The following is a 24052-nucleotide window of genomic DNA, read 5'->3' as shown; positions in this document are numbered from 1 at the left end:
GCGTTAATGCGAAAGCATGCGCTCTGGCGACCATCCCTCCCGCGCCCAAATCATGAGGGATGCGCAAGGCCAAGGCAATGTGACTTTCGGCCAAGAATTCACGGTCATGGCCCATGAAAAAAGCCGGCCCTGCGTTAGCAGGGCCGGCTTTCATGAAGACCTGGAACGTTCGCCGATCCCGTCGGCGAAGCATTCGGGCTGTTGCTTACAGCGGCAGTGCGTCGCCGTGGGCGGCAGCGCGGGCTGCGGCGCGAACCGCGGCGCGGTCGACGGTGCTGGCGACGATCGGGGCCACGCCCGACGAAGCGCCTTCGGCGTACGGGTCGGCGCTGTGTGCGGCGGCGACAGCGTCGGCACGCACGGCGGCGCGGCTGGCAGTCGACACGATCACTTGCGCGGGGCCTGCGTTGGCGCCGGTGGCGTAGGGGTTGGCGCTGTGCGCGGCCACGACGGCTTGGGCGGCGACGTCGGCGCGGCTGGCGGCCGAGGTCAGTTGATGCACGCCTTCATAGCTTTCGGCATGGGCGGCGCCGGCAACGGCCATCAGGGCAACAGCAACGGCGGAGAGGATCTTCGAGGCGGTCATTTGGATTTCTTCCTTCTTCAATTCAGTTCAAGTTCTTGCTTCGGATGTCGAACCGGTCTTGGGTGGGTCACCGCCCCTCTGTTCTTTTTCGGAGGGCGGCCACCTCGCTCGGGGCCCTGTTCACCCAGATCAGCTTTGAGGGCTGGTCCGTGAGATGAATTGTGCGCCTCGATCTAGGTAAAAACCCGTAGCAAAACGAACCGCGGTGTTCACGGATTCGAAACAATTGAAGGCCGTGGGCGCGCCTCAGGCGTTCGCGACCGCACTGCCAAAGAGCGCCAACGCCGGGGCGATCCGCTCGGCGGGCGTGTTGCCGAAGCCGAAGACGAAGCCCGTGCGGACCTGCTCGCTCAGGCAATAGGCGGAGATCGCGGGCACGTCGATGCGGTGCGCCAGCAGCGCCTGGGAGACCGCCGCATCGTCGATCGGCGTGCGCGAGATGGCCGACAGGTGCAGCCCCGAGCCCGTGGTCGACAGCTCGAAATCGCGCCCCACCAGCGTCCTGAAGCAGTGCTCCATGAGCTGCGCGCGTTCGCGATAGCGCACGCCCATGCGCCGGATGTGGGCCGCCAGCTGCCCGCTCGCCATGAAGTCCGCCACCACGCCCTGGGTCGGCATGGAGGCCTTGAACGAGAAGATCTGCGTGGCGCAGGCGAAGGCGTCCGCCAGGTCGGGCGGGACCACCAGATAGGCCAGGTTGAGCGCGGGCGAGATGGAACGGTTGAAGTTCCCGATGTAGATCACCCGCCCCCCGTGGTCCAGCGCCGCCAGCGGAGGCAGCGGCCTGCCGCGGAAATGGAAGGCGTTGTTGAAGTCGTACTCGATCACCCAGGCATTGCGCTCGTGCGCCCACTGCAGGAGCGAGAGGCGCCGCTCCAGCGGCATCGTGCTGCCGAAGGGGAACTGATTGGTGGGCGACGCCACGATCAGCCGCGCGTCGGGCGCATGGCTGTCGAACCGGCTGCTGTCCAGGCCCTGCAGGTCGATGGGCACGGGCACCAGGTCCGCACCGAAGCCCATCAAGGCGGCAAGCCGGGTGATGTAGCCCGGGTCTTCCACGATGATGCGATCGCCGTGATCGGTCAGCACCTGGCCTGCCAGCACGAAGCCCTGCGTCGTGCCGTCGACCACGAGCACCTGGTCCGGCAGGCAGGAAATGCCGTGTGCCTCGCCCACATAGTCCGCGATCTGCTGGCGCAGTTCGGGCAGCCCCATCGGCGAGCCGTAGCCCAGCTCCGCGGCCGGCGCCGAGCGCCAGTACTGCGACGAGACCTTGGCGAACTGCTCGAAGGGCAGCTGGTCGAGCGCGGGCACGGTCGGGCTGAGGTCGAACGTGGCATTGCGTTCGGGCGGCAGCGCCAGCTCGGACATTGCCTGCGCACGCCGCGAGATGTGCCGGGGTGCCGGCGCGGCGACGGGGGCGTTCGACGGCGCCCCGGCCGGCGCGCTGCGCTCCTCGGGCAGCACGGCGGCAATGTAGGTGCCCGCCCCGACGCGGCCGCTGACATAGCCCTCGGCCAGCAGCCGTTCGTAGACCAGGACCACGGTGTTGCGCGACACGCCGAGTTCCGCGGCCAGCTGGCGGGTGGGCGGCAGCCGCGAGTTCTTGGAGATCCGGCCCTGCACGATGGCCTGGCGGATCTGCTCGAACACCTGCACGTGCAGCGGATCGGACCCGCTGCGGTCCAGCGAGAGCGAACTCCAGGTCGGGTAGTTGAAGTGCCGCGGCATACGAGATCTCCATGCCGCCCATGCCGGACAGGGCTGCGGCGGCCTTCGAATATACGGCCCGGTCGCCCGCGCTAGGCGCCCGCAAGCATGCGCAGGACCTCCTCGTGGCGGCGGGGGTTGCCCGATGCGACCAGCCGGTTGCCGGAGTAGATCGTGAGCGGACGCCCCTCCCAATCGGTGATGACGCCGCCGGCGCCCTCGATCACCGGCACCAGCGCGCAGTAGTCGACCTCGCGATGGCGGCCGCAGTCGATGCCGATGTCGATCGTTCCGTTGGCGATGCAGCCGTACGCATAGCAGCTCGATCCGTACACGCACCATTTGGCGGCGCTGCGCAGCGTCTCGAACGCCTCGCGCTCGCGCGGCCCGAAGGGCTCCGGGTTGCTGCACGACACCAGCGCATCGGCCAGCGACGGGCACTCGCGGCTGCGGATGCGCTGGCCATTGAAGGTGGACGGCTGGCCCTGCGCCCCGGCCCATCGGTCGTTAGTGATCGGATGGTCGATCACGCCGATGATCGGCGTGCCGTGGCGCGCCAGCGAAATCAGCGTCCCGTAGATGGGAATGCCCGTGATGAAGGCCTTGGTGCCGTCGATCGGGTCGAGCACCCAGACGTACTCGGCATCGAGGTCCTGGCCTTCGAACTCCTCGCCGAGGATGCCGTGCGAGGGATAGCGGTGGCGGATCAGCGTGCGCAGCGTCTGCTCGACATGCTTGTCCACGACGGTGACGGGGCTGTCGTCCTCCTTGGACTCGAAGCCCCTGCGGCTGTACAGGTTCTCGCGCAGGATGGCGCCGCTGGCATCGGCCAGGCCATGGGCGAAGGCGAGGAATTCGGCCATCGCCGACTCTGGAACGGAAGAAGTGGACACGCGGTCTCCTGGATCAAGTGGGCATGGGCCCGGTGCCGTGCTGCGCCGGCAAGTGGCGAAGATGGCGAGACATGCGGTGCTCCAGCCGCCGCACCAGGTGGTTGGCGGCGAACGCGAAGGCAAGGTAGATCAACCCGGCCGCAATGAAGATCTCGTAGGGTGCGAAGGTGCGCGCCACCAGGGTGTTGGCCACGCCCGTCAGCTCCGACAGCGTGATGGCGCTGGCCAGCGAGGTGCGCTTGATCGTCTTGATCACCTCGTTGCCGTAGGCCGGCAGCGCCAGCAGCATCGCCCGTGGCAGGATGATGTGGCGGTACAGCGCACCGAACGACAGTCCGAAGGCCTGGCCGGCCTCGACCTCGCCGTGCGGCACCGCCTGGATCGCCCCGCGGAAGATGTGCACGGCGTAGGCCGTCGTGTTCAGCACGAAGGTGATGACGGCGCACCAGTACGGCTTGCGCAGGTAGGGCCAGGCCCAGCTGTCGCGCACCGCATCGATCTGGGCAATGCCGTAGTACACGATGAAGATCTGCACCAGCAGCGGCGTTCCCCGGAAGACCTGCGAGAACACCTCGACGGGCCAGCGCAGCCACCAGGCCTTCTGGACGCGCACGATGGCCAGCGGCACCGCCAGCAGCGTCGCGAGCACCATCGTGATCGCGAAGAGTTCCAGCGTGAGCAGCGCGCCCTGCCAGAGCACCGGAAGGCTCTCGACAATGAGTTCGACATCCATGGTCAGGCCGTCCTTTCGCCACGGGCGCCGCGGCGCTCGAGCTGATGCAGCACGAGCGAACTCAGCACGGTCAGCGTGAGGTAGATGGCGCCGGCACTGAGGTAGAAGAACAGGGCGCGGCGCGTGTCGCTGGTGGCCAGTTCGGAGGCCTTCATCAGCTCGCTCAGCCCCACGATGGAGATCAGCGAGGTGTCCTTGAGCGTCGAGATCCAGATGTTGCCCAGGCCCGGCAGCGCCAGCCGCAGCATCTGCGGGCACTGGATCACGAAGAAGATCTGCAGGGTGCCCATGCCCACGGCCATGCCGGCCTCCACCTGCCCGCGGGGAATGGCCGTGAGCGCACCGCGGAACACCTCCGAGGCGTAGCCGCCGAAGATCAATGCCAGTGCAAACACACCCGCCGGATAGGGCGGGATCTCGACCATGCCCGCGTCGGGCCTGACCAGCGCGAGCAGGCGGCTCAAGACCACCGTGCTGCCGAAGTACACCATCAGGATCAGCAGCAGTTGCGGGATGCCCCGTATCGCCGTGATGTAGGCCTCGGCCAGCCAGCGCACCGCCTTGAAGCGGGACAGGCAGGCCGCCGCGCCCAGCAGCCCCAGCGCGATGCCGAAGACCGACGACACCAGCGCCACCTCCACGGTGGTCCAGGCGCCCTGCGCGATGGTCGGCCCCCAGCCGTTGAACATGTCCATGGTGTCGTCAGCCATCGATGAGCGGATTCGTCGGCGCGACGGCGTCAGTGCCAGACCGCGGGCAGCACACTGAAGCTCCAGTACTTCTGGTTGATCGCCTTGAAGGTCCCGTCGGCAAACATGCCCTTGAGCGCCGCGTTGATCTCGTCGCGCAGCGCCGTGGCCCCCTTGGGCAAGCCGACGGCCACGCCTTCGCCCAGGTACTTGGGCGCCTCGATCTCGGGACTGACGAACTCGTAGTTGCGCCCTTCCGGCTTCTCCAGGAAGTCGGTGCGAACCTTCATGGGACTCACGAGCATGAGGTCGATGCGGCCGGCCACGAGGTCCAGCAGCATGTTCTCGGCCGAGTCGTAGCGCGTGATCTCGACGCCGGAGAACTCGCCCGCAAGGTAGCTGTCGTTGGTGGTGGCCCGCTGCACGCCCACCACCTTGCCCTTGAGCGCGCCCGCGTTGGGCGTGTTGTCGGGCTTCATCGGGAGCAGCCCCCCGTTCTTGCGGCCCACGAAGCGCGCCGTGGAGGCCCGGTAGGGAACGGAGAAGTCGATGCTCTTCTTGCGCGCCTCGGTGATCGACAGGCTCGACGTGACGACGTCGATCTTCCTGGAAAGCAGCGCGGGAATCAGCCCGTCGAACCCCAGGCAGACGAACTGCACGTTGGCGTTCATCCGCCGCCCGATCTCGCGGGCGATGTCGATCTCGAAGCCCTTCAGCTCGCCCGACGCATCGCGGTAGTTGAAGGGCGGATAGGTGCACTGCACCCCGGCCTTGATCTCGCGGCCCATGGCGGCGACGGAGCACGCGGCCAGCAGGCCTGCGAACAACCATTTCTTCATTTCGTCTCCAGTTCTTGGTTCGTGATGTCGTGGCTACAGAACGCTGTCGAGGAACTTGCGGCAACGCTCGCTGCGCGGATTGCCGAACACGTCGGCCGGTGCCCCGCGTTCCTCGATCTTTCCCTTGTGCAGGAAGGCGACCTCGGTCGAGACCTCGCGTGCGAACGCCATCTCGTGGGTGACCATCACCATGGTGCGCCCCTCCTCGGCCAGCAGGCGGATCACCTTCAGCACCTCGCCCACGAGCTCGGGGTCGAGCGCGGACGTGGGCTCGTCGAACAGCAGCAGCTTGGGCTCCATGGCCAGCGCGCGGGCGATCGCGCAGCGCTGCTGCTGGCCGCCGGAGATGTGGGCCGGATAGTGCCGAAGCCGGTCGCCGAGCCCGACCTTCGCCAGCAGCGCTTCGGCCCGCTCCGTCGCTTCGCGGCGCGACAGCCCCAGCACCTTCATGGGCGGCATGGCCACGTTCTCCAGCACGGTCATGTGGCTCCACAGGTTGAAGTTCTGGAACACCATGCCGATGCCCGCGCGCAACCGATTCACCTGGCTCTTGCTGGCGGGGCTCGACTGCCCTGCCGACGACCGGCGCATGCGGATCTCCTCGCCATCGATGGCGACGGTGCCGGCGTCGGGCACTTCGAGCAGGTTGAGGCAGCGCAGGAAGGTGCTCTTGCCCGAGCCGCTGGCACCGATCAGCGTGACCACGTCGTGCTCGTGCGCGCACAGGTCGATGCCGCGCAGCACGTCCAGCGCGCCGAAGCGTTTCTCGATGCCGGTGGCAGACACGATCTGCCTGCCTTGTTGTCGTTGGGGGTCGCTCAAGTGAGTTCCTTTTGAACGGTGCTGGCGCTTCGCCTAGAAGGTCCCGGGATAGGCCCCGCCGTCGAGCAGCAGATTCTGTGCGTTGATGTAGCCGGCATGGGCGCTGCACAGGAAGGCGCAGGCACGGCCGAACTCCATCGGATCGCCGAAGCGCGCAGCCGGGCTGCGGCCCTGCCACTCGGCCTGCTCGGCCTCGAACGAGCGACCCGACCCGGCCGCGGCAGCCTCCACCGTGGCGCGCAGGCGGTCGGTGGCGAACGAGCCGGGCAGCAGGTTGTTGATGGTGACGTTGCGGTGCGCCGTGCGCCGCGCCAGGCCCGCCACGAAACCGGTGAGCCCGCTGCGCGCGCCGTTGGACAGGCCCAGGATGTCGATGGGCGCCTTCACCGAGGACGAGGTGATGTTGACGATGCGGCCGAAACCGCGATCCATCATGCCGTCCACCGTTGCCTTGATCAGCTCGATGGGTGTCAGCATGTTGGCGTTGAGCGCCACCATCCAGTCGTCGCACGTCCATTGGCGGAAGTCGCCCGGCTTGGGGCCTGCGGCATTGGTCACCAGGATGTCCGGCGCGGGGCAGGCCTCGAGGACGAGCGCCCGCCCCTGCACCGTGGTGACGTCGGCGGCCACCGTGCGCACGTGCACGCCGGTGGCCTCGCGAATTTCGTCAGCGGTGGCCTCGAGCGCTTGTGCGCCGCGCGCCACGATGGTGAGCGATGCGCCGTCTTCCGCCAGCGCGAACGCGCACGCCCGGCCCAGCCCCTTGCTCGCGGCGCACACCAGCGCCGTCTTGCCCTTGATTCCCAGATCCATGGCGACCTCTTGCCTCAGATGAAGTTCGCGGCGACCGTGCCGAAGCGGTCGAACGAGGAATGCACCCGCATGCCCTGCGAGGCGCGGTACTGCCGCGTGAAGGAGCCGGACATCACCTGCATTCCGGCCTCCAGCGCCAGCCCGAATTCGGCCAGCTTGTTCGCCAGCCACAGCACCGAGAGCAGCCCGCCGCCCTGCATGACCGCCGAGCCGGAGGCCGTCTCGCTGACGGCGCCATCGACCTGCACCGTCACGTTGGCGCCGGCCAGGTCGCGGTTGTCTGCCGTCAGCGGCACGGCCGCCCCCGTCACATAGGCCTTTTGCTGCGCGTTGTCCGCCATGGCCAGCGCCAGGTTGCCGGCGAACGGACCGCGGACCTCCACGATCTCCAGGGCCGGCGCCGCATGCGTCACGGCGGCAGCAACCTCCTCCAGGCTCACGCCGGGTCCGCGCAGCGTCTTGCCGATGGTCAGGCACAGCTCGTTCTCGAAGCCCGGCGCGATCAGCTCGGAAAAGCGATAGGCCTGGCCGCTCGCATGCCGGCCGCTTTCCAGCAGATAGCCGAAGCAGGGTTCGTGCACCTGCTGCTGCACGCGCATGGCCTCGGCGGTGAGGCCGACCTTCCAGCCCGTCTGCCGCTCGCCCCTGGCCAGGCGCTTGTGCAACAGGGCCAGCTGCACCTCGTAGCCCTGCTGCAGGGAGAACTTCCCGGCCCATTCCGACGGCATGTGGCGTCCGTCCTCCATGGCTTGCCAAAGGGCGCCCGCAATGTCTTGGGTGTTCATCGCATCCTCATCGTGTGGTTGGGTGGTGTTCCAGGTAGGCGGCCAGGCGGCGAACGCCGTCGTCCAGGCGCGGCGTGCCGCTCGCGTAGCACCAGCGCAGGTAGCCTTCGCCCTCGGGGCCGAAGGCCACGCCGGGCGCCAGCCCCAGCCCGGCCTCGGCCACGAGCTGCTTGCAGAACCCGAGGCTGTCCGTCACGCCTTCGACACGGAAGAAGGTGTACATCGCGCCCCGCGCGGGCGCGGCGAGCTCGACCCCCGGCACGCTCCCCAGGCGCGCCGCCAGGTGGTCCCTGCCCTGGCGCAGCCGCTCGACGGTGCGGGCAATGGCATCTTCCCCGCGCGACAGGGCGACCACCCCCGCCGCCTGGACGAAGGGCGGCGCGCAGGTGCTGCTGTACTCGATCAGCTTGCCGATGTCGCCCAGCATCGCCGGCGGCACCACGATCCAGCCCAGCCGCCATCCGGTCATGCGCCAGGCCTTGGAAAAGGAGTTGCAGCTGATGACCCGGTCCTCGGGCGTCGCGATGTCCAGGAAGGACGGCGCGCACGGCGCATCGAAGCTGATGCGCTGGTAGACATCGTCGCTGACGATCCAGATGCCCAGGCGCCGGCAGTGCGCGAGGATGGCTTCCTGCGCCTCGCGCGAGAGGGTCCAGCCCGTCGGGTTGTTGGGCGCGTTCAGCAGCAGCGCGCGGGTGCCCGGCCGAAGCGCTTCCAGAAGGCGCTGCTCGTCGAGCACCCAGCCGGCCGCGGTGAACTGCAACGCGACGGTCTCGACGTGCGCGCCCAGCACCTTGGGCATCTCGACCAGGTTGGGCCACAACGGCGTCACGGCCACGACGCGGTCGCCGGGGTTCAGCAGCGCCTGCAGGGCCAGCATCAGCGCATGCGTGCCCGAACTCGTCACCGCCACCCGTTCGACGCCGATCGGGCCATGCCAGCGCGACAGGTACCGGGCGATCTCCTCGCGCAACGCGGGCTCGCCCAGCGTCTGGACATAGAAGGTGCGCCTGTTCTCGAGCGCGGCGATCGCAGCGCCGCAGATCTCGTCCGGCGTCTCCTCGTCGGGCTCGCCGAACCAGAAAGGCAGGATGTCCTTGCGGTCCATGCCCGCATTGGCGACCTCGCGGATCTTCGAGGACCGCAGGGCCTGGACTTCGGCGCGTGCGACGGTCGATGGCGGGCAGTGGGAGGCGGCGCTCTGCATGTCGTGCTTGTCTCGGTGTTCTATGGCCTGCATGCTCCGACGCCGCACGGTGCGGGACAAGGACCAATTCCGTGCGCCGAAGCGGACCAATCGCGGCGAACCGGCCGACGGCGATGCGCTGCTGCACGGCGCTATTCAGCAGAACGGCCGGAGCCAATGGGTTGATTGCCGCCGGGAATTGCCCCTCTGAACACAGTCATTGCCGTCGAAAAGGGCCTCACGTCAAACGCTTCCCCTGCGCTCAACGGCCAGACGAACACAGAGGCTGCACTTCCTTGGCAAAACAGCACTTTCCCGGGCGCGACCGCCCATGGAGAGAATTCGAAATAAAAAGGGCAAAAAAAAGGCCTGCCTTCGAAAAGGCAGGCCTTCATTGAAAAGCTCGAGGAGCCGGTTTCAGAACGGAATGTCGTCGTCCATGTCGTCGAAGCCCGACGACGACTTGGCCGGCGCCTGGCGCGGCGCCGGTGCCGGGGCACGCGGTGCGGCTGCGGGAGCACGCGGGGCGTAACCGCCACCGCCGCCACCACCACCTTGCGAGTAACCGCCGCCGCCGCCCCCGCCTTGCGAGTAGCCGCCGTCGTCGTCGCTCGGACCCGACGGGCCGCCCTGGCCCTGGCGGCTGCCCAGCATCTGCATCTGGTCGGCGCGGATTTCGGTGGTGTACTTTTCGATGCCGTCCTTGTCGGTCCACTTGCGCGTGCGCAGCGAACCTTCAACGTACACCTGCGAGCCCTTGCGCAGGTACTGGCCGGCGATTTCGGCCAGGCGGCCGTTGAACACGATGCGGTGCCATTCGGTGGCTTCGCGCATCTCACCGCTTTGCTTGTCTTTCCAGCGATCGGTGGTGGCCACGGTGACGTTTGCGACCTGATCGCCACTCGGGAAGGTCCGCATTTCGGGGTCGCGCCCCAGGTTGCCGACGACGATGACTTTATTGACCGATGCCATATGCACTGCCCCTGATAAGTAGATGAAGGAGGAGGTTGAGAGGAACCCTCCATTCTGCCTGAGCCGAAATCGGCCCGGCGCTGGCCGGCCTGGGCGGGGGCGTCCAGCGCCGTCCATCCCCTGGTCATGACAGGCGGAGCCGGCGCCTCTATCATGTCCGGTTGCCCTCGGACGACCGCACCCCTTGAATTCACCCACCACTGAAGACACCCCGGAGCGTGACGCCTACCTTGGCGCCCTGCTCGCCCAGCAGCGCATCAGCATCCGCGGCGCGCGCACCCACAACCTGAAGAACGTCGATCTCGACATCCCGCGCAACAAGCTGGTGGTGATCACCGGCCTGTCGGGCTCGGGCAAGTCGAGCCTGGCGTTCGACACGCTGTATGCCGAAGGGCAGCGGCGCTACGTGGAAAGCCTCTCGGCCTATGCGCGGCAGTTCCTGCAGCTCATGGACAAGCCCGACGTCGACGTGATCGAGGGCCTGTCGCCCGCCATCAGCATCGAGCAGAAGGCCACCAGCCACAACCCGCGCTCGACCGTGGGCACGGTGACCGAGATCCACGACTACCTGCGCCTGCTGTACGCCCGCGCCGGCACGCCCTTCTGCCCCGACCACCATCTGCCGCTGCAGGCGCAGACGGTGTCGCAGATGGTTGACGCGGTGCTGGCCCTGCCCGACGAGCCCCGGCTGATGATCCTGGCGCCGGTGGCGCGCGAGAAGAAGGGCGAGTTCCTCGAGCTCTTCACCGAGATGCAGGCGGCCGGCTACGTGCGCTTTCGCGTCGACGGGCAGACCTACGAATACAACGACCTGCCCAAGCTCAAGAAGACCGAGAAGCACGACATCGACGTGGTCATCGACCGCCTGCGCGCGCGCCCTGACATGCAGCAGCGCCTGGCCGAGAGCTTCGAGGCCGCGCTGCGCCTGGCGGAGGGCCGCGCCATTGCGCTGGAGCTGGGTGCAAAGCCGGAAGGCAGTGCCGATGGCGCTGCGGGAGCGCCCGACAAGGAGCACCTGTTCAACGCCAAGTTCGCCTGCCCGATCTGCCACTACTCGCTGTCGGAGCTCGAACCGCGCCTGTTCTCGTTCAACTCGCCCGTGGGCGCCTGCCCGAGCTGCGACGGCCTGGGCCACCGCGAGGTGTTCGACCCGGTGCGCGTGGTGGCGTTTCCGTCGCTGTCGATCGCCAGCGGCGCCATCAAGGGCTGGGACCGCCGCAACGGCTACTACTTCAGCATGGTCGAGAGCGTCGCCAAGCACTACAAGTTCGACGTCGACGCGCCCTTCGAGTCGCTGCCGGCCTCGGTGCAGCAGACGCTGCTGCACGGCTCGGGCGGCGAAGAGATCAAGTTCAACTACACCATGGAGTCGGGCAACTTCGCGGGCAAGAAGCTCACGAAGAAGCACCCCTTCGAGGGGATCATCCCGAACATGACGCGGCGCTACCGCGAGACCGACTCGGTGATGGTGCGCGAAGACCTCGCGCGCTTTCGCAACCAGCAGCCCTGCCCCGACTGCGGTGGCTCGCGGCTGCGGCGCGAAGCGCGCAACGTGTTCCTGGTGGACGATGCCGGGCACGTGGGTGCGAACGGCGGCGAGCCGCCGCGCATGGCCATCTTTGAATTGAGCCACCTCACGCTGCGCGACGCCTACGCCTGGTTCAGCACGCTCAAGCTGCGCGGCGCCAAGGCCGACATCGCCGACAAGGTGGTGCGCGAGATCGGCCTGCGCCTGAAATTCCTGAACGACGTGGGCCTGAACTACCTGAGCCTGGACCGCAGCGCCGAGACGCTCTCGGGCGGCGAGGCGCAGCGCATCCGCCTGGCCTCGCAGATCGGCTCGGGCCTCACGGGCGTGATGTACGTGCTCGACGAGCCCAGCATCGGCCTGCACCAGCGCGACAACGACCGCCTCATCGGCACGCTGAAGCATCTGCGCGACATCGGCAACAGCGTGATCGTGGTCGAGCACGACGAGGACATGATCCACGCCGCCGACCACGTGATCGACATGGGCCCCGGTGCCGGCGTGCACGGCGGGCGCGTGATGGCCCAGGGCACCTACGCCCAGGTGTCGGCCAACCCCGAGTCGCTCACCGGCCAGTACCTCTCGGGCGTGAAGAAGATCGAGGTGCCCAAGCACCGCACCGCGTGGCTGCCGGCCGTGAAGAAGCCGGCCTTCAACGAAGGCAAGAAGCCCTCGCGCTTTCCACAGAGCCCCGCGGCCGAACGCCGCGCGGCGCGCGAGGCCGCGCACCTGGCCTCGCAGACCGACCTGCAAGAAATTCGCGTCGTCGGCGCCACCGGCAACAACCTGAAGAACGTGAGCGTGGCCTTCCCCGTGGGCCTCTTGACCTGCGTGACCGGCGTCTCGGGCTCGGGCAAGTCGACGCTGGTGAACGACACGCTCTACACCGCCGTGGCGCGCACGCTGTACCGAGCGCACGAAGAGCCGGCCGCGCACGAGTCGGTGGAAGGCATCGAGTACTTCGACAAGGTCATCAATGTCGACCAGTCGCCCATCGGGCGCACGCCGCGCAGCAACCCGGCCACCTACACGGGCCTGTTCACGCCCATCCGCGAGCTGATGGCCGAGACCAACACCGCGCGCGAGCGCGGCTACGGCCCGGGCCGCTTCAGCTTCAACGTGGCCGGTGGCCGCTGCGAGGCCTGCCAGGGCGACGGCGTGGTGAAGGTCGAGATGCACTTCCTGCCCGACGTCTACGTGCCCTGCGAGGTCTGCCACGGCCAGCGCTACAACCGCGAGACGCTCGAGGTCCAGTACAAGGGCAAGAACATCGCGCAGATCCTCGAGATGACGGTCGAGGTGGCGCACGAGTTCCTCAAGGCCGTGCCGACCATCGAGCGCAAGCTGCGCACGCTGCTGGACGTGGGCCTGAGCTACATCAAGCTCGGCCAGTCGGCCACCACGCTGTCGGGCGGCGAGGCGCAGCGCGTGAAGCTCGCGCTCGAACTGAGCAAGCGCGACACGGGCCGCACGCTCTACATCCTCGACGAGCCGACCACCGGCCTGCACTTCGCGGACATCGAACTGCTGCTCAAGGTGCTGCACCAGCTGCGCGACGCAGGCAACACCATCGTCGTCATCGAGCACAACCTGGACGTCATCAAGACCGCCGACTGGCTCATCGACATGGGCCCCGAGGGCGGTGCCGGCGGCGGCACGGTGGTGGGCGAAGGCACGCCCGAAGACATCGCGGCGAACGAGGCGAGCCACACGGGGCGCTACCTGAAGCGCCTGCTGTAGCCGCCCCGCCAGCACGAATGCACGGGCCGCGCCACAATCGCGGCCCATGCCTTCCTTCACGCCGCGCCAGTTCGTTCTTCTTGTGCTCCTCACCCTCGCGTGGGGTTTCAACTGGCCGGTGATGAAGCTCGGCGTGGCCGACTACCCGCCGCTGGCCTTCCGCGCGATTTCGATCTGGCTGGGCGTGCCCGTGCTGGCGATCGCGCTGGTGGTGATGAAGGTGCCGTTCCGCGTGCCGCGCAGCGCCTGGCCCGAGCTGGTGTGGCTGGGCGCGACCAACATGTTCGTCTGGCACGCCTGCATCATCCTCGCGGTGAAGGCGCTGTCGGGCGGGCGCGCCGCGATCCTGGGCTACACGATGCCGGTGTTCTCCGCGGTCATCGGCGCGCTGCTGTTCTCGGCCGTGCTCACGCGCCGCGCCTGGACCGGCGTGGGCGCCTGCGCCATCGGCGTCGGGCTGCTGCTGTGGCACGAGCTCACCGACTTCGCCGGCCGCCCCGGCTACGTGGCACTGGCGCTGGTGGCCGCCGCCACCTGGGCGCTGGGCACGCAGCTGCTGCGCCACACGCGCATCGGCCTGCCCACGCTCACGCTCTCGTTCTGGATGACGGCCATGACGGCCGTGGTGATGACGGTGCTGTCGCTCCTCTTCGAGCGCGACCAGTGGCGCTCGCCGGGCGCCGTGACCTGGGGATCGATCGCCTACAACGCGGTGCTGATCTTCGGCTTCGCGCACGCGGCCTGGTTCTACCTGGCGCGCGGCCTGCCGCCGGTGGCCTCGACCCTGAGCGTGATGTTCATTCCCGTGCTCGGCGTGTTCAGCGGCGCCGTGTGGCTCGGCGAGGTCGTGCACTGGCAGGACTGGGTGGCGGTGGCGCTGATGATGGTCGCCATCGCCTCGGTGCTCTTGCCTTCACGCAGCAGCAGCGCGAAGGCCTGAGCTCAGGTCGTCGTCTGCACGTGCAGGCGGCTGGTCTTGCAGCGGTGCAGCGCGCGGTAGTGCTCCAGCGGCCGGCCGTTGGCACCGTAGGCGATCGATTCGATGCGCAGCAGCGGCTCGGGCTGCGGCAGGTCGAGCAGGCGGCAGGTCTCGGCGTCGGGCAGCACGGCATCGATCCAGCGTTCGGCGCGCACCAGCCGCACGCCGTACTGGCGGCGCAGCACGTCGTACAGCGAGCGGTCGTCCAGCCGCGTGCGGTGCAGGCCCGGCGCCAGGTCGGCCGGCACGGCCGTCTCGACCAGCAGGCGCAGTTCGCCGTCGACACTGCGCAGGCGCTTGAGGCCGACCACCTGCGCGTCTTCGGTGAGGCCCAATGCGGCGGCCTCCTGCGCGGTGGCGGCGCGCAGCTCCTGCACGAGGATCTGCGTGCGCACCGAGCGGCCCTTGCGTTCCATCTCGTCGGAAAAGCCCAGCACGGTGGAGACGAAGTCTTCGTCGCGCTCGCGCGCCGACACGAAGGCGCCGCGGCCCTTGATCTTGTAGATGAGGTTGTTGCGCACCAGGTCGGCGAGCGCCTCGCGCACCACGATGCGCGAGATGCCGAACTGCTCGCCCAGCTCGGCCTCGGACGGCAGCTTGGCGCCGATGGGCAGCACGCCCTGCAGGATCTGCAGCCGGATGGCGTCGCGGAACTGCGCCCACAGCGGCGATTCGGAGTTGCGGTCGAGCGAGGTCGTCGACACGGTGTCGGGGGCGGTGGAAAGGGTCACGTTAGGTCGGGCCGAGGACGGGGCTGGCCATCAATGATGCATCGAAAGCGGAAGGCGCCGGCTCATTGGCCGCCACCGGCTGCAGGCGCACGCCGTGCCGTTCGCGCAGGGCGGCGGCGCAGGTGCTGAGTTCCTGGTGCGCACGGGCCGCGTCCCAGCCGAGGGCTTCGGCGGCCACGCCGGCGATCTCGGCGAGCGCGTCGTCGGTGACCAGCCCACGGATGGCCAGCAGCGTGCGGCGGATCACGAGGTCGTCCAGGTGCGCGACGCCGGTCTCCATGCACAGGTACGAGAGTTCGGCCGCCGAGTACTCGGGCGCGTGGCGCAGCGGCGTATCGCCCGAGGCCGCGAGGCGCTGCGCCAGCGGCAGCGCCTTCGAGCCGTAGCGGCGCAGCAGGCCCAGCGCGCGCGCGCGGCCCAGGCCCGAGCCCGCCGTCATCTTGTCGATGAAGCGTTCGGTGGCGGCCGCGTCGGCCGGCAGCTCGGCGCCGCCGCCGATGGGCAGCGACTCGGTCGAGGCGGTGCGCGAGCGGCCCAGGTGGCGCAGCACGTGGTCGGTGGCTTCTTCGGCCAAGGCACGGAAGGTGGTCCACTTGCCGCCCACGAGGCCGACGATGGGCACGTCGCGCGTGGCGCTCGGCGGATCGACCACCACCGAGTGGTCGCGCGAGATCTGGCCCGGCTTGTCGGCGTCGGAGCGCGCGAGCGGGCGCACGCCGACGTAGGTGTAGATCACGTGCTGGCGGTCGAAGGCCATGTTGGGGAACACCTCGCGCAGCACGTCGATCAGGTAGTCGATCTCGGCCGGCTCGGTGACGATCTGGTCAGGGTCTTCCACCGGGATGTCGGTGGAGCCCACCAGCACGCGGTCGAGAAACGGATAGACGATGCACACGCGCCCGTCCACCGCCTCGAAGTAGGCCATGCGGCCCTCGAGCGCATCGCGCAGCGCCGGGTGGTCGAGCACGAGGTGCGAGCCCTTGGTGCCCATCACGCGCGGGCCGGCGCCGCCGAGCACGGCCGCGCTGCGGTCGAGCCAGGCGCCGGTGGCGTTCACCACGGTGTCGGCCGTGACGCGCACCAGCGCGCCGGTGATCTCGTCGCGCAGCGTGAGGATGTTGCCCGCGCAGCCCGTCACGCGGCAGTAGTTGGCGGCGGCCGAGCGCGGCTGGTCGCGGCAGGCGTCGCCGATGAGCTCGAGGATCAGCCACTCGGGATGGCTGATCCAGGCGTCGAAGAAGGTGGCGGTCCAGCGGATGGCGGCGCGGAACAGGCGGCGGTCGTTGGTGGGCACGCGGCTGATGCGGTGGCCCGGCATCACGCGCTGGCGGCGGCCCAGCAGGTCGTACAGGCGCAGGCCCGCGGCCACGGCCAGCAGGCCGCGCGTGCGCTGCGGCGGCGTGCGTCCGAAGAACTTGAGCGCGCTGCTCATCAGCCCGCCGAAGAAGCTCGACAGCGGCACCACGGTCTTCAGCGGCTGCACCAGGTGCGGCGCGTTGCGCAGCAGCAGGTTGCGCTCGCGCGTGGCCTCGGCCACCAGCGAGAAGCTGCCGTTTTCCAGGTAGCGCAGGCCGCCGTGGATCATGCGCGAGGGCGCGCTGCTGGCGCCGGCGCCGAAGTCGCCCTTGTCGACGATGAGGCAATCGACGCGCTGCAGCGACAGGTCGCGGAACACGCCCACGCCGTTGATGCCGGCGCCGACGATCACCGTCGAAAAGTGGCGGCCCTCCAGCGAGGCTGGGCGGACGAAAGGCAGTTGCCACGCGCTCATGACGCACCGCCCGCGAGATGGTTGAAGACAGGAGACATGCGATCGATCAGTTCGTTGAATTCGGCGTTGAAATCGGCATGGGCCCGCGCGTCGCGCGCGTCGGGTTCGATGAGTTCGCAGGGCGCGCGCAGCGGGCTGGCGGGGCCCGCGTCGTCGAGGTCCTGCGACATCGCGGCATAGAGGGCCGCGCCGCGCGCGCCGGTTTCGTCGTCGGCGCAGCGCTCGACCGGGTGGCCCAGCAGCGCCGCGAGCAGGCGCACCAGGCGCGCATCGCTGGCACCGCCGCCCAGCACGCTGGAGGCCGACACCGGCAGGCCCTGCGACGCCAAGCGCGCGGTGTGGCGCGCATGCAGCGCGGCCACGGCATCGACCACGGCGCGCGCCATGTCGGCAGGCGTGTGGTGGCTCTTGAGCCCGACGAAGCCGGCCGTGATGCCGCCCCCGCCGTTGATGAAGGGCAAGAAGCGCAGCCCGTTCGCGCCCAGCGGCACGCCCATGGCCAGGTCGACCACGGCGCGCGCATCGGGCAGGCCGAGCGCGCCGGCCAGCCACGCGATGTTGGCCATCGACGAGGGGCTGTTCTCCATGTACAGGCGTTCGCGCGTGCGGCCGAAGTTGACGAGCGCGGCGACCTCGGGCTGCGGGTCGATCACCGGGCCGATGACGGCGTTGACGCACCAGGTGCCCAGCACCGACACGGCGCGGCCGCGGTCTTCGGCGCCGATGGCGGTCATCGAGGCGAGCAGGTCGATGGCGCCCATCGCCACCGGGATGCCCACGGGCAGGCCGCACAGCGCAGCCTCGGCCGCGCGCAGCCGGCCCATGGTCTGGCCGCTGGGCACCAGCGGGCCGAAGGCGCGCGGCCCGAGGCCGTCGATGCCCGCGAGCTCGAAGGCGAGGCTCGACCAGTCGCCGGTGGCCAGTGAGAGCAGGCCGGCGGTGCTGGCATCGCTCGCGTCGGTGGCGATCTCGCCGGTCAGCAGGAAGCCGAGGTAGTCCTTGGCGAACAGCAGGCGGTGCAGTTCGCCGCGCTGCACGGCGTCGGCGCCGAGCAGCTCGGCCGCGATCACGGTGGGCTGCCCGGGCCAGGGGCGGCAGCCCACGTCCGCGAACAGCCGGTCGCCGTGGCGTGCCGAGAGGGCGAGTGCGCGCGCATCGGCGCGCTGGTCGGTGGAGGCGACGGCGCGGCCGCCGACGAGTTCGTTGTGTGCATCGAGCGCGTACAGGCCCGCCCCGTGGCCGGTGCAGCCGATGGCGCACACGTCCGCCGCGCGCGGGCCGAGCTGGCGCGCCACGTCGCCGAGCACGTGGGTCAGCCCCGCGCGGATCGCCGCCGCGCCCACCTCGCACCCGCCGCCGGGCAGCCGCGCATGCCGCAGGGGCAGGCGCGACACGGCCAGGCTGCGCCCGCTCCCCGCGTCCAGGGCCAGCGCCTTCAGGCTGCTCGAGCCCATGTCGATGCCGATCAGTATTTTGGTCTTCATGTCATAACAGCTTCGGCGGAAAAAAAGGCTGTCACCAGTAGCGTTTCCCCTAGTTATCGGGAGAAACGGCCCGCCATTACATTCTATCCTGTCATAACAACTGTCGTGACACCACGGTCCACAGGTCCGCCACGCAACGGCGGGCCGAAAGCTCTGCCAGTCAACGTGAGGAGACAAAGAATGAGGCGTAATTTCCTGAAGTCCGCGGCCGCTGCCGGTATCGGCCTGGCCGGTGCGAGCGCGTTCGCGCAACAGCAAGCCGCAGCCCCCGCGGCAGGTGCCGGCCTGCGCGGCAATGCCAGCGACGTCTACGTGATGAACGTGATGGTCTCGGGCGTCGAGTACTGGTTCCCGGTCTACGAAATGATGAAGCAGCTCGGCCGCACGCTGGGCGTTCGCACCCGCTACACCGGCACGCCGGAGTACGACGTGAACAAGCAGCTCGCATCGTTCGAACAGGAACTGGCGCGCAAGCCCGCCGGCATCCTGCTGCACCCGATGAACCCCGACCCGTTCATCGAACCCATCAACCGCGCCGCCGCGATGGGCATCCCGGTCGTGACCTTCGCGGCCGACTCGCCCAACTCCAAGCGCACCTCGTTCATCACCTCCGACAACGACCGCGAAGGCAACCAGGCCGCCGACGCCATCGCCGCCTCGCTGAACGGCAAGGGCGAGTACGCCGTGCTCGAGAACCCGGGCCAGGACAACCACGACCGCCGCATCGCCGCCTTCGTCAACCGCATGAAGGCCAAGCACCCGGGCATGAAGCTGGTCGGCCGCGCCGCCAGCAACCAGGACCCGAACAAGGCCTACCAGGCCGTGCTGAGCCTGGCGCAGGCCAACCCGAACCTGGGCGCGCTGTTCATGCCCGAGGCCAACTCGGCGCTCGGCGCGGCGCAGGCCAAGGTCGAGACCAAGAAGAACATCAAGGTGATGTGCTGCGACGTCAACGCCAAGATCCTGGACATGATCAAGTCGGGCGACGTGTTCGGTGCCATCAACCCGAACCAGGGCATGCAGGGCTACATGGGCATGATGATGCTGTTCCTGGCCAAGAACCCCGGCCTCATCGACCCGATGAACGACGCCAAGCGCAACGGCACCAACCCGATGTCGGTGCCCTTCCTGGACAACGGCCTGGCCGTGGTCAGCAAGGCCAACGCCGACGACTTCTACTGGGACAAGTACCTTGCCCGCCGCGGCACCAAGGGAATCGGCGAGTGAGCACCCCTGCCGCATTGCTTGAACTGCGCGGCATCGCGAAGCGCTTCGGCGCTTCGCGCGCGCTCTCGGGCGTGGACTTCTCGCTGCAGGCCGGCGAGATCCACGCCCTGTGCGGCGAGAACGGCGCGGGGAAGTCGACGCTGATGAACATCATCGACGGCATCCACCAGCCCGACGAAGGCGAGATCGTGCTGTGCGGCCAGAAGGTCGTCATCGACGGCCCCGCCCACGCCATGCGCCTGGGCATCGGCCTGGTGCACCAGGAGATCGCCCTGTGCGCCGACGCCACCGTGGCCGAGAACATCTTCATGCCGGAAATCAACGCCGGCAAACAGGCGTGGATGAACTTCTCCGCGCTGAACACGCGCGCCGCGACAGTGCTGGCGCGCCTGGGCCAGGACATCGACCCGGCCGCGCTGGTGCGCGACCTGAGCATTTCGAGCCAGCAGCTGGTGGAGATCGCCAAGGCGCTCACGCTCGACTGCAAGGTGCTCATCCTCGACGAGCCCACCGCCGCCCTCACCGACAACGAATCGGCCGCGCTCTTCCGGGTGCTGCACGACCTCAAGGCGCAGGGCATCGGCATCATCTACATCAGCCATCGCATGGCCGAGATCTTCACACACTGCGACCGCGCCACCGTGCTGCGCGACGGGCGCAACGTGCACAGCGGCCCGCTCGAAGGCATGACGCCCGACGAGCTGGTGCGCCGCATGGTCGGGCGCGACCTGGGCAACTACTACCCGCCCAAGCAATCCGCCGCTGCCACCGATGCGAACGCCGGCCCCGTGCTCGAAGTCGACGGCATCGCCGACGACGAGCGCGTGCACGGCATCTCCTTCACGCTCCAGCGCGGCGAGATCCTGGGCATCGCCGGGCTCATGGGCGCCGGGCGCAGCGAGCTGGCCGAGACCGTGTGCGGCCTGCGCCCCGCGCGGCGCGGCGCCGTGCGCCTGAACGGCAAGACGCTGTCGATCCGCAAGTACAGCGACGCGCTGCGCGAAGGCATTGCCTACCTCAGCGAAGACCGCAAGGCGGCCGGCGTGTTCCTCGACCTGCCGATCGCGCAGAACATCTCGTCGATGGCGCTGCGCCGCGTGAGCTCGGCCCTGGGCCTGCTGCAGCGCGCCAGCGAACACCGGCTCGCGGTGCAGCTGGGCGCCAAGCTCAACCTGAAGTCGGACGGCGTGGCGATCGAGGTGTCCAGCCTGTCGGGCGGCAACCAGCAGAAGGTGGCGATCGCCAAGCTGCTGGCCACGCAGCCCGCGGTGCTGCTGATGGACGAGCCCACGCGCGGCGTGGACGTGGGCGCGAAATCCGAGATCCACCACATCCTGCGCGACCTGGCCGACCAGGGCGTGGGCGTGGTGGTGATCTCTTCCGAACTGCCCGAGATCATCGGCCTGTGCGACCGCGCACTGGTGATCCGCGAAGGGCGATTGGCGGGCGAACTGGCCCATGACGAGATGACGGAGGAAGCCCTGCTACGGCTGGCCTCCGGACTTTGCGAACCCGAAGAGGCAATGGCATGAACTTTCCGACCAGAATCGACGCAGGCGCCGCGGCCACGGCCACGGCCGGCTCCCTGCAACCCCGCCGAACAGGAGACCCCGTGAAGCAGGCCAACAAGCTCACGAGCATGCGCGAGGCCGGGCTGGTGCTGATCATCGTGGCGCTGTGCGTCGCGATGAGCTTCGCATCGCCCTACTTCCTCACCTGGGACAACGTGCGCGCGATGCTGCTGTCCTTCTCCATCGAAGGCATCGTGGTGGTGGGCATGACCATCCTGCTCATCGTCGGCGGCATCGACCTGTCGGTGGGCTCGGTGGTGTGCTTCGCGATGGTGGTGACCGGCAAGCTCTTTCTCATGGGCATGGACCCATGGCTCGCGAGCCTGGTGGCCATCGGCGCCAGCGGCCTCATCGGCGCCATGATCGGCGGCTGCGTCACGCGCATCGGGCTGAACCACTTCATCGCCTCGCTGGCCTTCATGGTGATCGTGCGCGGCCTGTGCCTGGCGCTCACGCAGGGCACGCCGCAGTCGCTGTTCTCGCTGCCGGCCGAGTTCAAGTTCATCGGCCAGGGCACGCTGTTCGGCGTGCCGGCTGTCATCTTGATCTTCCTGGCCATCGTGATCGTGAGCGACTTCGTGCTGCGCCGCTCCACCCTGCTGCGCCGCGTGTTCTACACCGGCAGCAACGAGAAGGCCGCGCTGTACGCCGGCATCCGCGTGGGCCGCGTGAAGTTCTGGGTCACGGTGCTGTGCTCCGCCTCGGCGGGCCTGGCCGGCGTGATCTACACGGCGCGCTTCGGCGCCGCCACGCCGACCTTCGGCATGGGCATGGAACTCAACGTGATTGCCGCGGCCGTGATCGGCGGCGCCAGCCTCAAGGGCGGCTCGGGCACCGTGCTCGGCGCCGTGCTCGGCCTGGCCCTGCTGTCGGTGGTGACCAGCTCGCTGATCCTGCTCGACGTATCGCCTTACTGGCAGGACGTGATCAAGGGCTTGATCCTGCTCGCGGCCGTGACCATCGACCACATCCTGAACACGAGAAAGACCAAGCGATGAGCAGCGCAACGCAGATGAAGATGACCACCCTGGGCCCCTCGGGCATCGAAAGCTCGGCCATCGGCCTGGGCACCTGGGCCATGGGCGGATGGATGTGGGGCGGCGGCGACAACGCAGCCGCCGTGATCGCCATCCAGGCCTCGCTCGATGCGGGCGTGAACCTGATCGACACCGCACCGGCCTACGGCCTGGGCCGCTCCGAGAGCATCGTCGGCACCGCGCTCAAGGGCCGTCGCCACGAGGCCGTGATCGCCACCAAGTGCGGCCTGGTGTGGCACACGCAGCAGGGCACGCACTTCTTCGAGGAAGACGGCCACCCGGTGTACCGCTACCTCGGGCGCGACTCGATCTTCCACGAATGCGAAGAGAGCCTGAAGCGCCTGCAGACCGACTACATCGACCTGTACATCACGCACTGGCAGGACCACACGACGCCCGTGGCCGAGACCATGGACGCGCTGCTGGCGCTCAAGAAGCAGGGAAAGATCCGCGCCATCGGCGTGAGCAACGCGACGCCCGAGATTCTTTCGGAGTACCTGAAGCACGGCCCGGTCGATGCGGCGCAGGAGCTCTACAGCCTCATCGACCGCGGCATCGAGACCACGCTGGCGCCGCTGTGCGCCGAGCACAACGTGGCGGTGCTGGGCTATTCGTCGCTGGCGCTGGGCCTGCTGGCCGGCCCCATCGACCCCGCGCGCGAGTTCAAGGGCGACGACCAGCGCGCCACCAACCCGCGTTTCAGCGAAGCCAACCGCGCGAAGCTCAAGGCCTTCTTCGACACGCTGGAGCCGCTGCGCACGCACCTGGGCTGCTCCTTCGGCCAGATGATGATCGCCTGGACCGTGGCCCGCGGCACCGTCTCGGTGGCGCTGTGCGGCGCGCGCGTGCGCCAGCAGGCCATTGAAAACGCCGGCGCCGGTGCGGTCGTGCTCGACAGCGAAGCCCTGCAGCTCATCGACGCTGCGGCCAAGCGCCACCTGGACGCGCTCGCCTGAGCGCGCCTTTTTCCTCCCTTCCTTTTTCCTCAACACGGAGTTCTTCCTTCATGTCGAAAGACAAGACCGCGCGGCTCAACCGCCTGCTGCACAACGGCCGCTGCCTGGACATCGCCCTGGACCACGGCGTGTGCAACGAACCCACCTTCCTGGACGGCCTGGAGGACATGCCCGGCGTGATCGACAAGCTCGTGGCTGCGAAGCCCGACGCGATCCAGCTGAACTACGGGCAGTCCGACCTGCTGCAGGACCGGCCCGGGCGCGATCGCCCCGCGCTGGTGATGCGCCTGGACATGGGCAACCCCTACAACGCCGTGCACCACCGCGTGATGTGGGCCGTGCTGCAGAACCAGGACGACCCGGTGCTGCCTGCCGTGCAGCGGGACGCGGCCTGCGTGGTCGTCAACCTGTTCATGCTGCCCGACGAGCCCGACCTGTTCCGCCAGTGCGTGCAGAACATCGCCCGCGTGCGCGCCGACTGCGACCGCTACGGCATGCCGCTCATGATCGAGCCGCTGGTGATGCAGGCGCCCACCGCCACCAGCCGCTACATGGTCGATGGCGACGCCGAGAAGATCGTCACGCTCACGCGCCTGGCGCGCGAGATGGGCGCCGACATCGTCAAGGCCGATCCCACCACCGACGCCACCGACTTCCACCGCGTGGTGCAGGCCGCGCGCTGCCCCGTGCTCGTGCGCGGCGGCGGACGCGAAGACCTGCAGCAGGTGTTCGCGCGTTCGCGCGTGCTCCTGGACCAGGGCGCCGTCGGCATGGTGTACGGCCGCAACGTCTACCAGCACGCCAACCCCTCGGCGGTGGTGAGCGCACTGATGGCCATGATCCACGACGGTGCCAGCGCCGAAGCGGCCTGGGCTATCTACGAATCGGGCGGCGTGAAGTAACAGCGCCCAGGCGCTGACGCCTTCCACCCGGAAGGCGCCGGCGCCAACCAGCGGGAGAGCAAGACAGAAGAAGAAGTGGACGGCGGACAACGCATGCG

At 68.7% G+C, this 24052-nt stretch carries 21 protein-coding genes; 7 read left to right on the top strand and 14 right to left on the bottom strand.

Annotated features, from left to right (window positions below):
- Positions 1-205: 205 nt before the first annotated feature.
- The 11 genes from AC07O4_RS27105 to ssb all read right to left on the bottom strand — a co-directional run bounded on the left by AC07O4_RS27105 (position 206) and on the right by ssb (position 10028).
- On the bottom strand, positions 206-586 hold the full coding sequence (locus AC07O4_RS27105; protein ID WP_062480474.1) for a hypothetical protein: 381 nt from the start codon (positions 584-586) through the stop codon (positions 206-208).
- A gap of 246 nt (positions 587-832) precedes the next feature.
- A complete protein-coding gene (gene pdxR, locus AC07O4_RS27100; RefSeq protein ID WP_070063410.1) occupies positions 833-2317 on the bottom strand; it encodes a MocR-like pyridoxine biosynthesis transcription factor PdxR in 1485 nt (494 codons plus the stop codon).
- A 71-nt stretch (positions 2318-2388) separates the two neighbouring features.
- Positions 2389-3189 carry an inositol monophosphatase family protein gene (locus AC07O4_RS27095; RefSeq protein WP_206167823.1) on the bottom strand — a complete coding sequence of 267 codons (801 nt, stop codon included), beginning with the start codon at positions 3187-3189 and terminating at the stop codon, positions 2389-2391.
- A 13-nt stretch (positions 3190-3202) separates the two neighbouring features.
- Entirely contained in the window at positions 3203-3922 is a 720-nt protein-coding gene (locus AC07O4_RS27090; RefSeq protein WP_495306140.1) for an ABC transporter permease, read from the bottom strand.
- Positions 3923-3924: 2 nt separating this feature from the next.
- Complete coding sequence (locus AC07O4_RS27085) at positions 3925-4632, bottom strand: ABC transporter permease (protein WP_495306139.1); 708 nt, start codon at positions 4630-4632, stop codon at positions 3925-3927.
- Positions 4633-4661: 29 nt separating this feature from the next.
- Positions 4662-5450, bottom strand: coding sequence for a transporter substrate-binding domain-containing protein (locus AC07O4_RS27080; protein ID WP_495273076.1), 789 nt, complete (start codon positions 5448-5450; stop codon positions 4662-4664).
- Positions 5451-5483: 33 nt separating this feature from the next.
- The gene (locus AC07O4_RS27075; RefSeq protein WP_062480462.1) at positions 5484-6272 is read right to left on the bottom strand and encodes an ABC transporter ATP-binding protein; all 789 of its coding nucleotides are present in this window, start codon (positions 6270-6272) and stop codon (positions 5484-5486) included.
- A gap of 33 nt (positions 6273-6305) precedes the next feature.
- Entirely contained in the window at positions 6306-7085 is a 780-nt protein-coding gene (locus tag AC07O4_RS27070) for an SDR family oxidoreductase (protein WP_492698922.1), read from the bottom strand.
- A gap of 14 nt (positions 7086-7099) precedes the next feature.
- Positions 7100-7870 (bottom strand): 2-keto-4-pentenoate hydratase, encoded by a 771-nt coding sequence (locus AC07O4_RS27065; RefSeq protein ID WP_307696898.1) that lies wholly within the window; start codon positions 7868-7870, stop codon positions 7100-7102.
- 7 nt (positions 7871-7877) lie between these two features.
- The gene (locus AC07O4_RS27060; RefSeq protein WP_495306138.1) at positions 7878-9077 is read right to left on the bottom strand and encodes a pyridoxal phosphate-dependent aminotransferase; all 1200 of its coding nucleotides are present in this window, start codon (positions 9075-9077) and stop codon (positions 7878-7880) included.
- A 396-nt stretch (positions 9078-9473) separates the two neighbouring features.
- Entirely contained in the window at positions 9474-10028 is a 555-nt protein-coding gene (ssb, locus tag AC07O4_RS27055; RefSeq protein WP_139704285.1) for a single-stranded DNA-binding protein, read from the bottom strand.
- 184 nt (positions 10029-10212) lie between these two features.
- On the opposite strand from ssb, the gene uvrA reads away from it, so the two are divergent.
- Positions 10213-13296, top strand: coding sequence for an excinuclease ABC subunit UvrA (gene uvrA / locus AC07O4_RS27050; RefSeq protein WP_495262123.1), 3084 nt, complete (start codon positions 10213-10215; stop codon positions 13294-13296).
- A 46-nt stretch (positions 13297-13342) separates the two neighbouring features.
- Entirely contained in the window at positions 13343-14236 is an 894-nt protein-coding gene (locus tag AC07O4_RS27045; protein WP_369630973.1) for a DMT family transporter, read from the top strand.
- Positions 14237-14238: 2 nt separating this feature from the next.
- Here AC07O4_RS27045 and AC07O4_RS27040 read toward each other — a convergent pair whose 3' ends face one another.
- The 3 genes from AC07O4_RS27040 to AC07O4_RS27030 are packed head-to-tail and all read right to left on the bottom strand — an operon-like array spanning position 14239 to position 18261.
- Positions 14239-15006 (bottom strand): GntR family transcriptional regulator, encoded by a 768-nt coding sequence (locus AC07O4_RS27040; protein WP_172438465.1) that lies wholly within the window; start codon positions 15004-15006, stop codon positions 14239-14241.
- 1 nt (position 15007) lies between these two features.
- A complete protein-coding gene (locus AC07O4_RS27035) occupies positions 15008-16777 on the bottom strand; it encodes a glycerol-3-phosphate dehydrogenase/oxidase (RefSeq protein WP_495306137.1) in 1770 nt (589 codons plus the stop codon).
- Positions 16774-18261 (bottom strand): FGGY family carbohydrate kinase, encoded by a 1488-nt coding sequence (locus tag AC07O4_RS27030; protein ID WP_495306136.1) that lies wholly within the window; start codon positions 18259-18261, stop codon positions 16774-16776. The genes AC07O4_RS27035 and AC07O4_RS27030 overlap by 4 nt, the downstream gene beginning before the upstream one ends.
- Before the next feature lie 180 nt (positions 18262-18441).
- Between AC07O4_RS27030 and AC07O4_RS27025 the strand changes: the two genes are divergently transcribed.
- From AC07O4_RS27025 to AC07O4_RS27005, 5 genes are read left to right on the top strand one after another with little or no spacing between them, the layout of a single operon-like run.
- Positions 18442-19488 carry a substrate-binding domain-containing protein gene (locus AC07O4_RS27025; RefSeq protein ID WP_056584185.1) on the top strand — a complete coding sequence of 349 codons (1047 nt, stop codon included), beginning with the start codon at positions 18442-18444 and terminating at the stop codon, positions 19486-19488.
- On the top strand, positions 19485-21020 hold the full coding sequence (locus AC07O4_RS27020; RefSeq protein ID WP_495306135.1) for a sugar ABC transporter ATP-binding protein: 1536 nt from the start codon (positions 19485-19487) through the stop codon (positions 21018-21020). The genes AC07O4_RS27025 and AC07O4_RS27020 overlap by 4 nt, the downstream gene beginning before the upstream one ends.
- A complete protein-coding gene (locus tag AC07O4_RS27015; protein ID WP_070063424.1) occupies positions 21017-22057 on the top strand; it encodes an ABC transporter permease in 1041 nt (346 codons plus the stop codon). The genes AC07O4_RS27020 and AC07O4_RS27015 overlap by 4 nt, the downstream gene beginning before the upstream one ends.
- A complete protein-coding gene (locus AC07O4_RS27010) occupies positions 22054-23052 on the top strand; it encodes an aldo/keto reductase (protein WP_495306134.1) in 999 nt (332 codons plus the stop codon). Before AC07O4_RS27015 ends, AC07O4_RS27010 begins: the two co-directional genes overlap by 4 nt.
- A 50-nt stretch (positions 23053-23102) precedes the next feature.
- Positions 23103-23954 carry a class I fructose-bisphosphate aldolase gene (locus tag AC07O4_RS27005; protein ID WP_095950695.1) on the top strand — a complete coding sequence of 284 codons (852 nt, stop codon included), beginning with the start codon at positions 23103-23105 and terminating at the stop codon, positions 23952-23954.
- Positions 23955-24052 lie beyond the last annotated feature (98 nt).

This window comes from Variovorax sp. GW821-FHT09D04, from assembly GCF_059416405.1.
This window is presented reverse-complemented; position numbering and strand designations above follow the sequence as displayed.

Excerpts from the sequence above, each read along its gene's own strand:
- AC07O4_RS27105 (WP_062480474.1), bottom strand. The coding sequence starts at position 586 with ATGACCGCCTCGAAGATCCTCTCCGCCGTTGCTGTTGCCCTGATGGCC.
- pdxR (WP_070063410.1), bottom strand. The coding sequence starts at position 2,317 with ATGCCGCGGCACTTCAACTACCCGACCTGGAGTTCGCTCTCGCTGGAC.
- AC07O4_RS27090 (WP_495306140.1), bottom strand. The coding sequence starts at position 3,922 with ATGGATGTCGAACTCATTGTCGAGAGCCTTCCGGTGCTCTGGCAGGGC.
- AC07O4_RS27085 (WP_495306139.1), bottom strand. The coding sequence starts at position 4,632 with ATGGCTGACGACACCATGGACATGTTCAACGGCTGGGGGCCGACCATC.
- AC07O4_RS27080 (WP_495273076.1), bottom strand. The coding sequence starts at position 5,450 with ATGAAGAAATGGTTGTTCGCAGGCCTGCTGGCCGCGTGCTCCGTCGCC.
- AC07O4_RS27070 (WP_492698922.1), bottom strand. The coding sequence starts at position 7,085 with ATGGATCTGGGAATCAAGGGCAAGACGGCGCTGGTGTGCGCCGCGAGC.
- AC07O4_RS27065 (WP_307696898.1), bottom strand. The coding sequence starts at position 7,870 with ATGAACACCCAAGACATTGCGGGCGCCCTTTGGCAAGCCATGGAGGAC.
- AC07O4_RS27060 (WP_495306138.1), bottom strand. The coding sequence starts at position 9,077 with ATGCAGAGCGCCGCCTCCCACTGCCCGCCATCGACCGTCGCACGCGCC.
- ssb (WP_139704285.1), bottom strand. The coding sequence starts at position 10,028 with ATGGCATCGGTCAATAAAGTCATCGTCGTCGGCAACCTGGGGCGCGAC.
- AC07O4_RS27045 (WP_369630973.1), top strand. The coding sequence starts at position 13,343 with ATGCCTTCCTTCACGCCGCGCCAGTTCGTTCTTCTTGTGCTCCTCACC.
- AC07O4_RS27035 (WP_495306137.1), bottom strand. The coding sequence starts at position 16,777 with ATGAGCGCGTGGCAACTGCCTTTCGTCCGCCCAGCCTCGCTGGAGGGC.
- AC07O4_RS27030 (WP_495306136.1), bottom strand. The coding sequence starts at position 18,261 with ATGAAGACCAAAATACTGATCGGCATCGACATGGGCTCGAGCAGCCTG.
- AC07O4_RS27025 (WP_056584185.1), top strand. The coding sequence starts at position 18,442 with ATGAGGCGTAATTTCCTGAAGTCCGCGGCCGCTGCCGGTATCGGCCTG.
- AC07O4_RS27015 (WP_070063424.1), top strand. The coding sequence starts at position 21,017 with ATGAACTTTCCGACCAGAATCGACGCAGGCGCCGCGGCCACGGCCACG.
- AC07O4_RS27010 (WP_495306134.1), top strand. The coding sequence starts at position 22,054 with ATGAGCAGCGCAACGCAGATGAAGATGACCACCCTGGGCCCCTCGGGC.
- AC07O4_RS27005 (WP_095950695.1), top strand. The coding sequence starts at position 23,103 with ATGTCGAAAGACAAGACCGCGCGGCTCAACCGCCTGCTGCACAACGGC.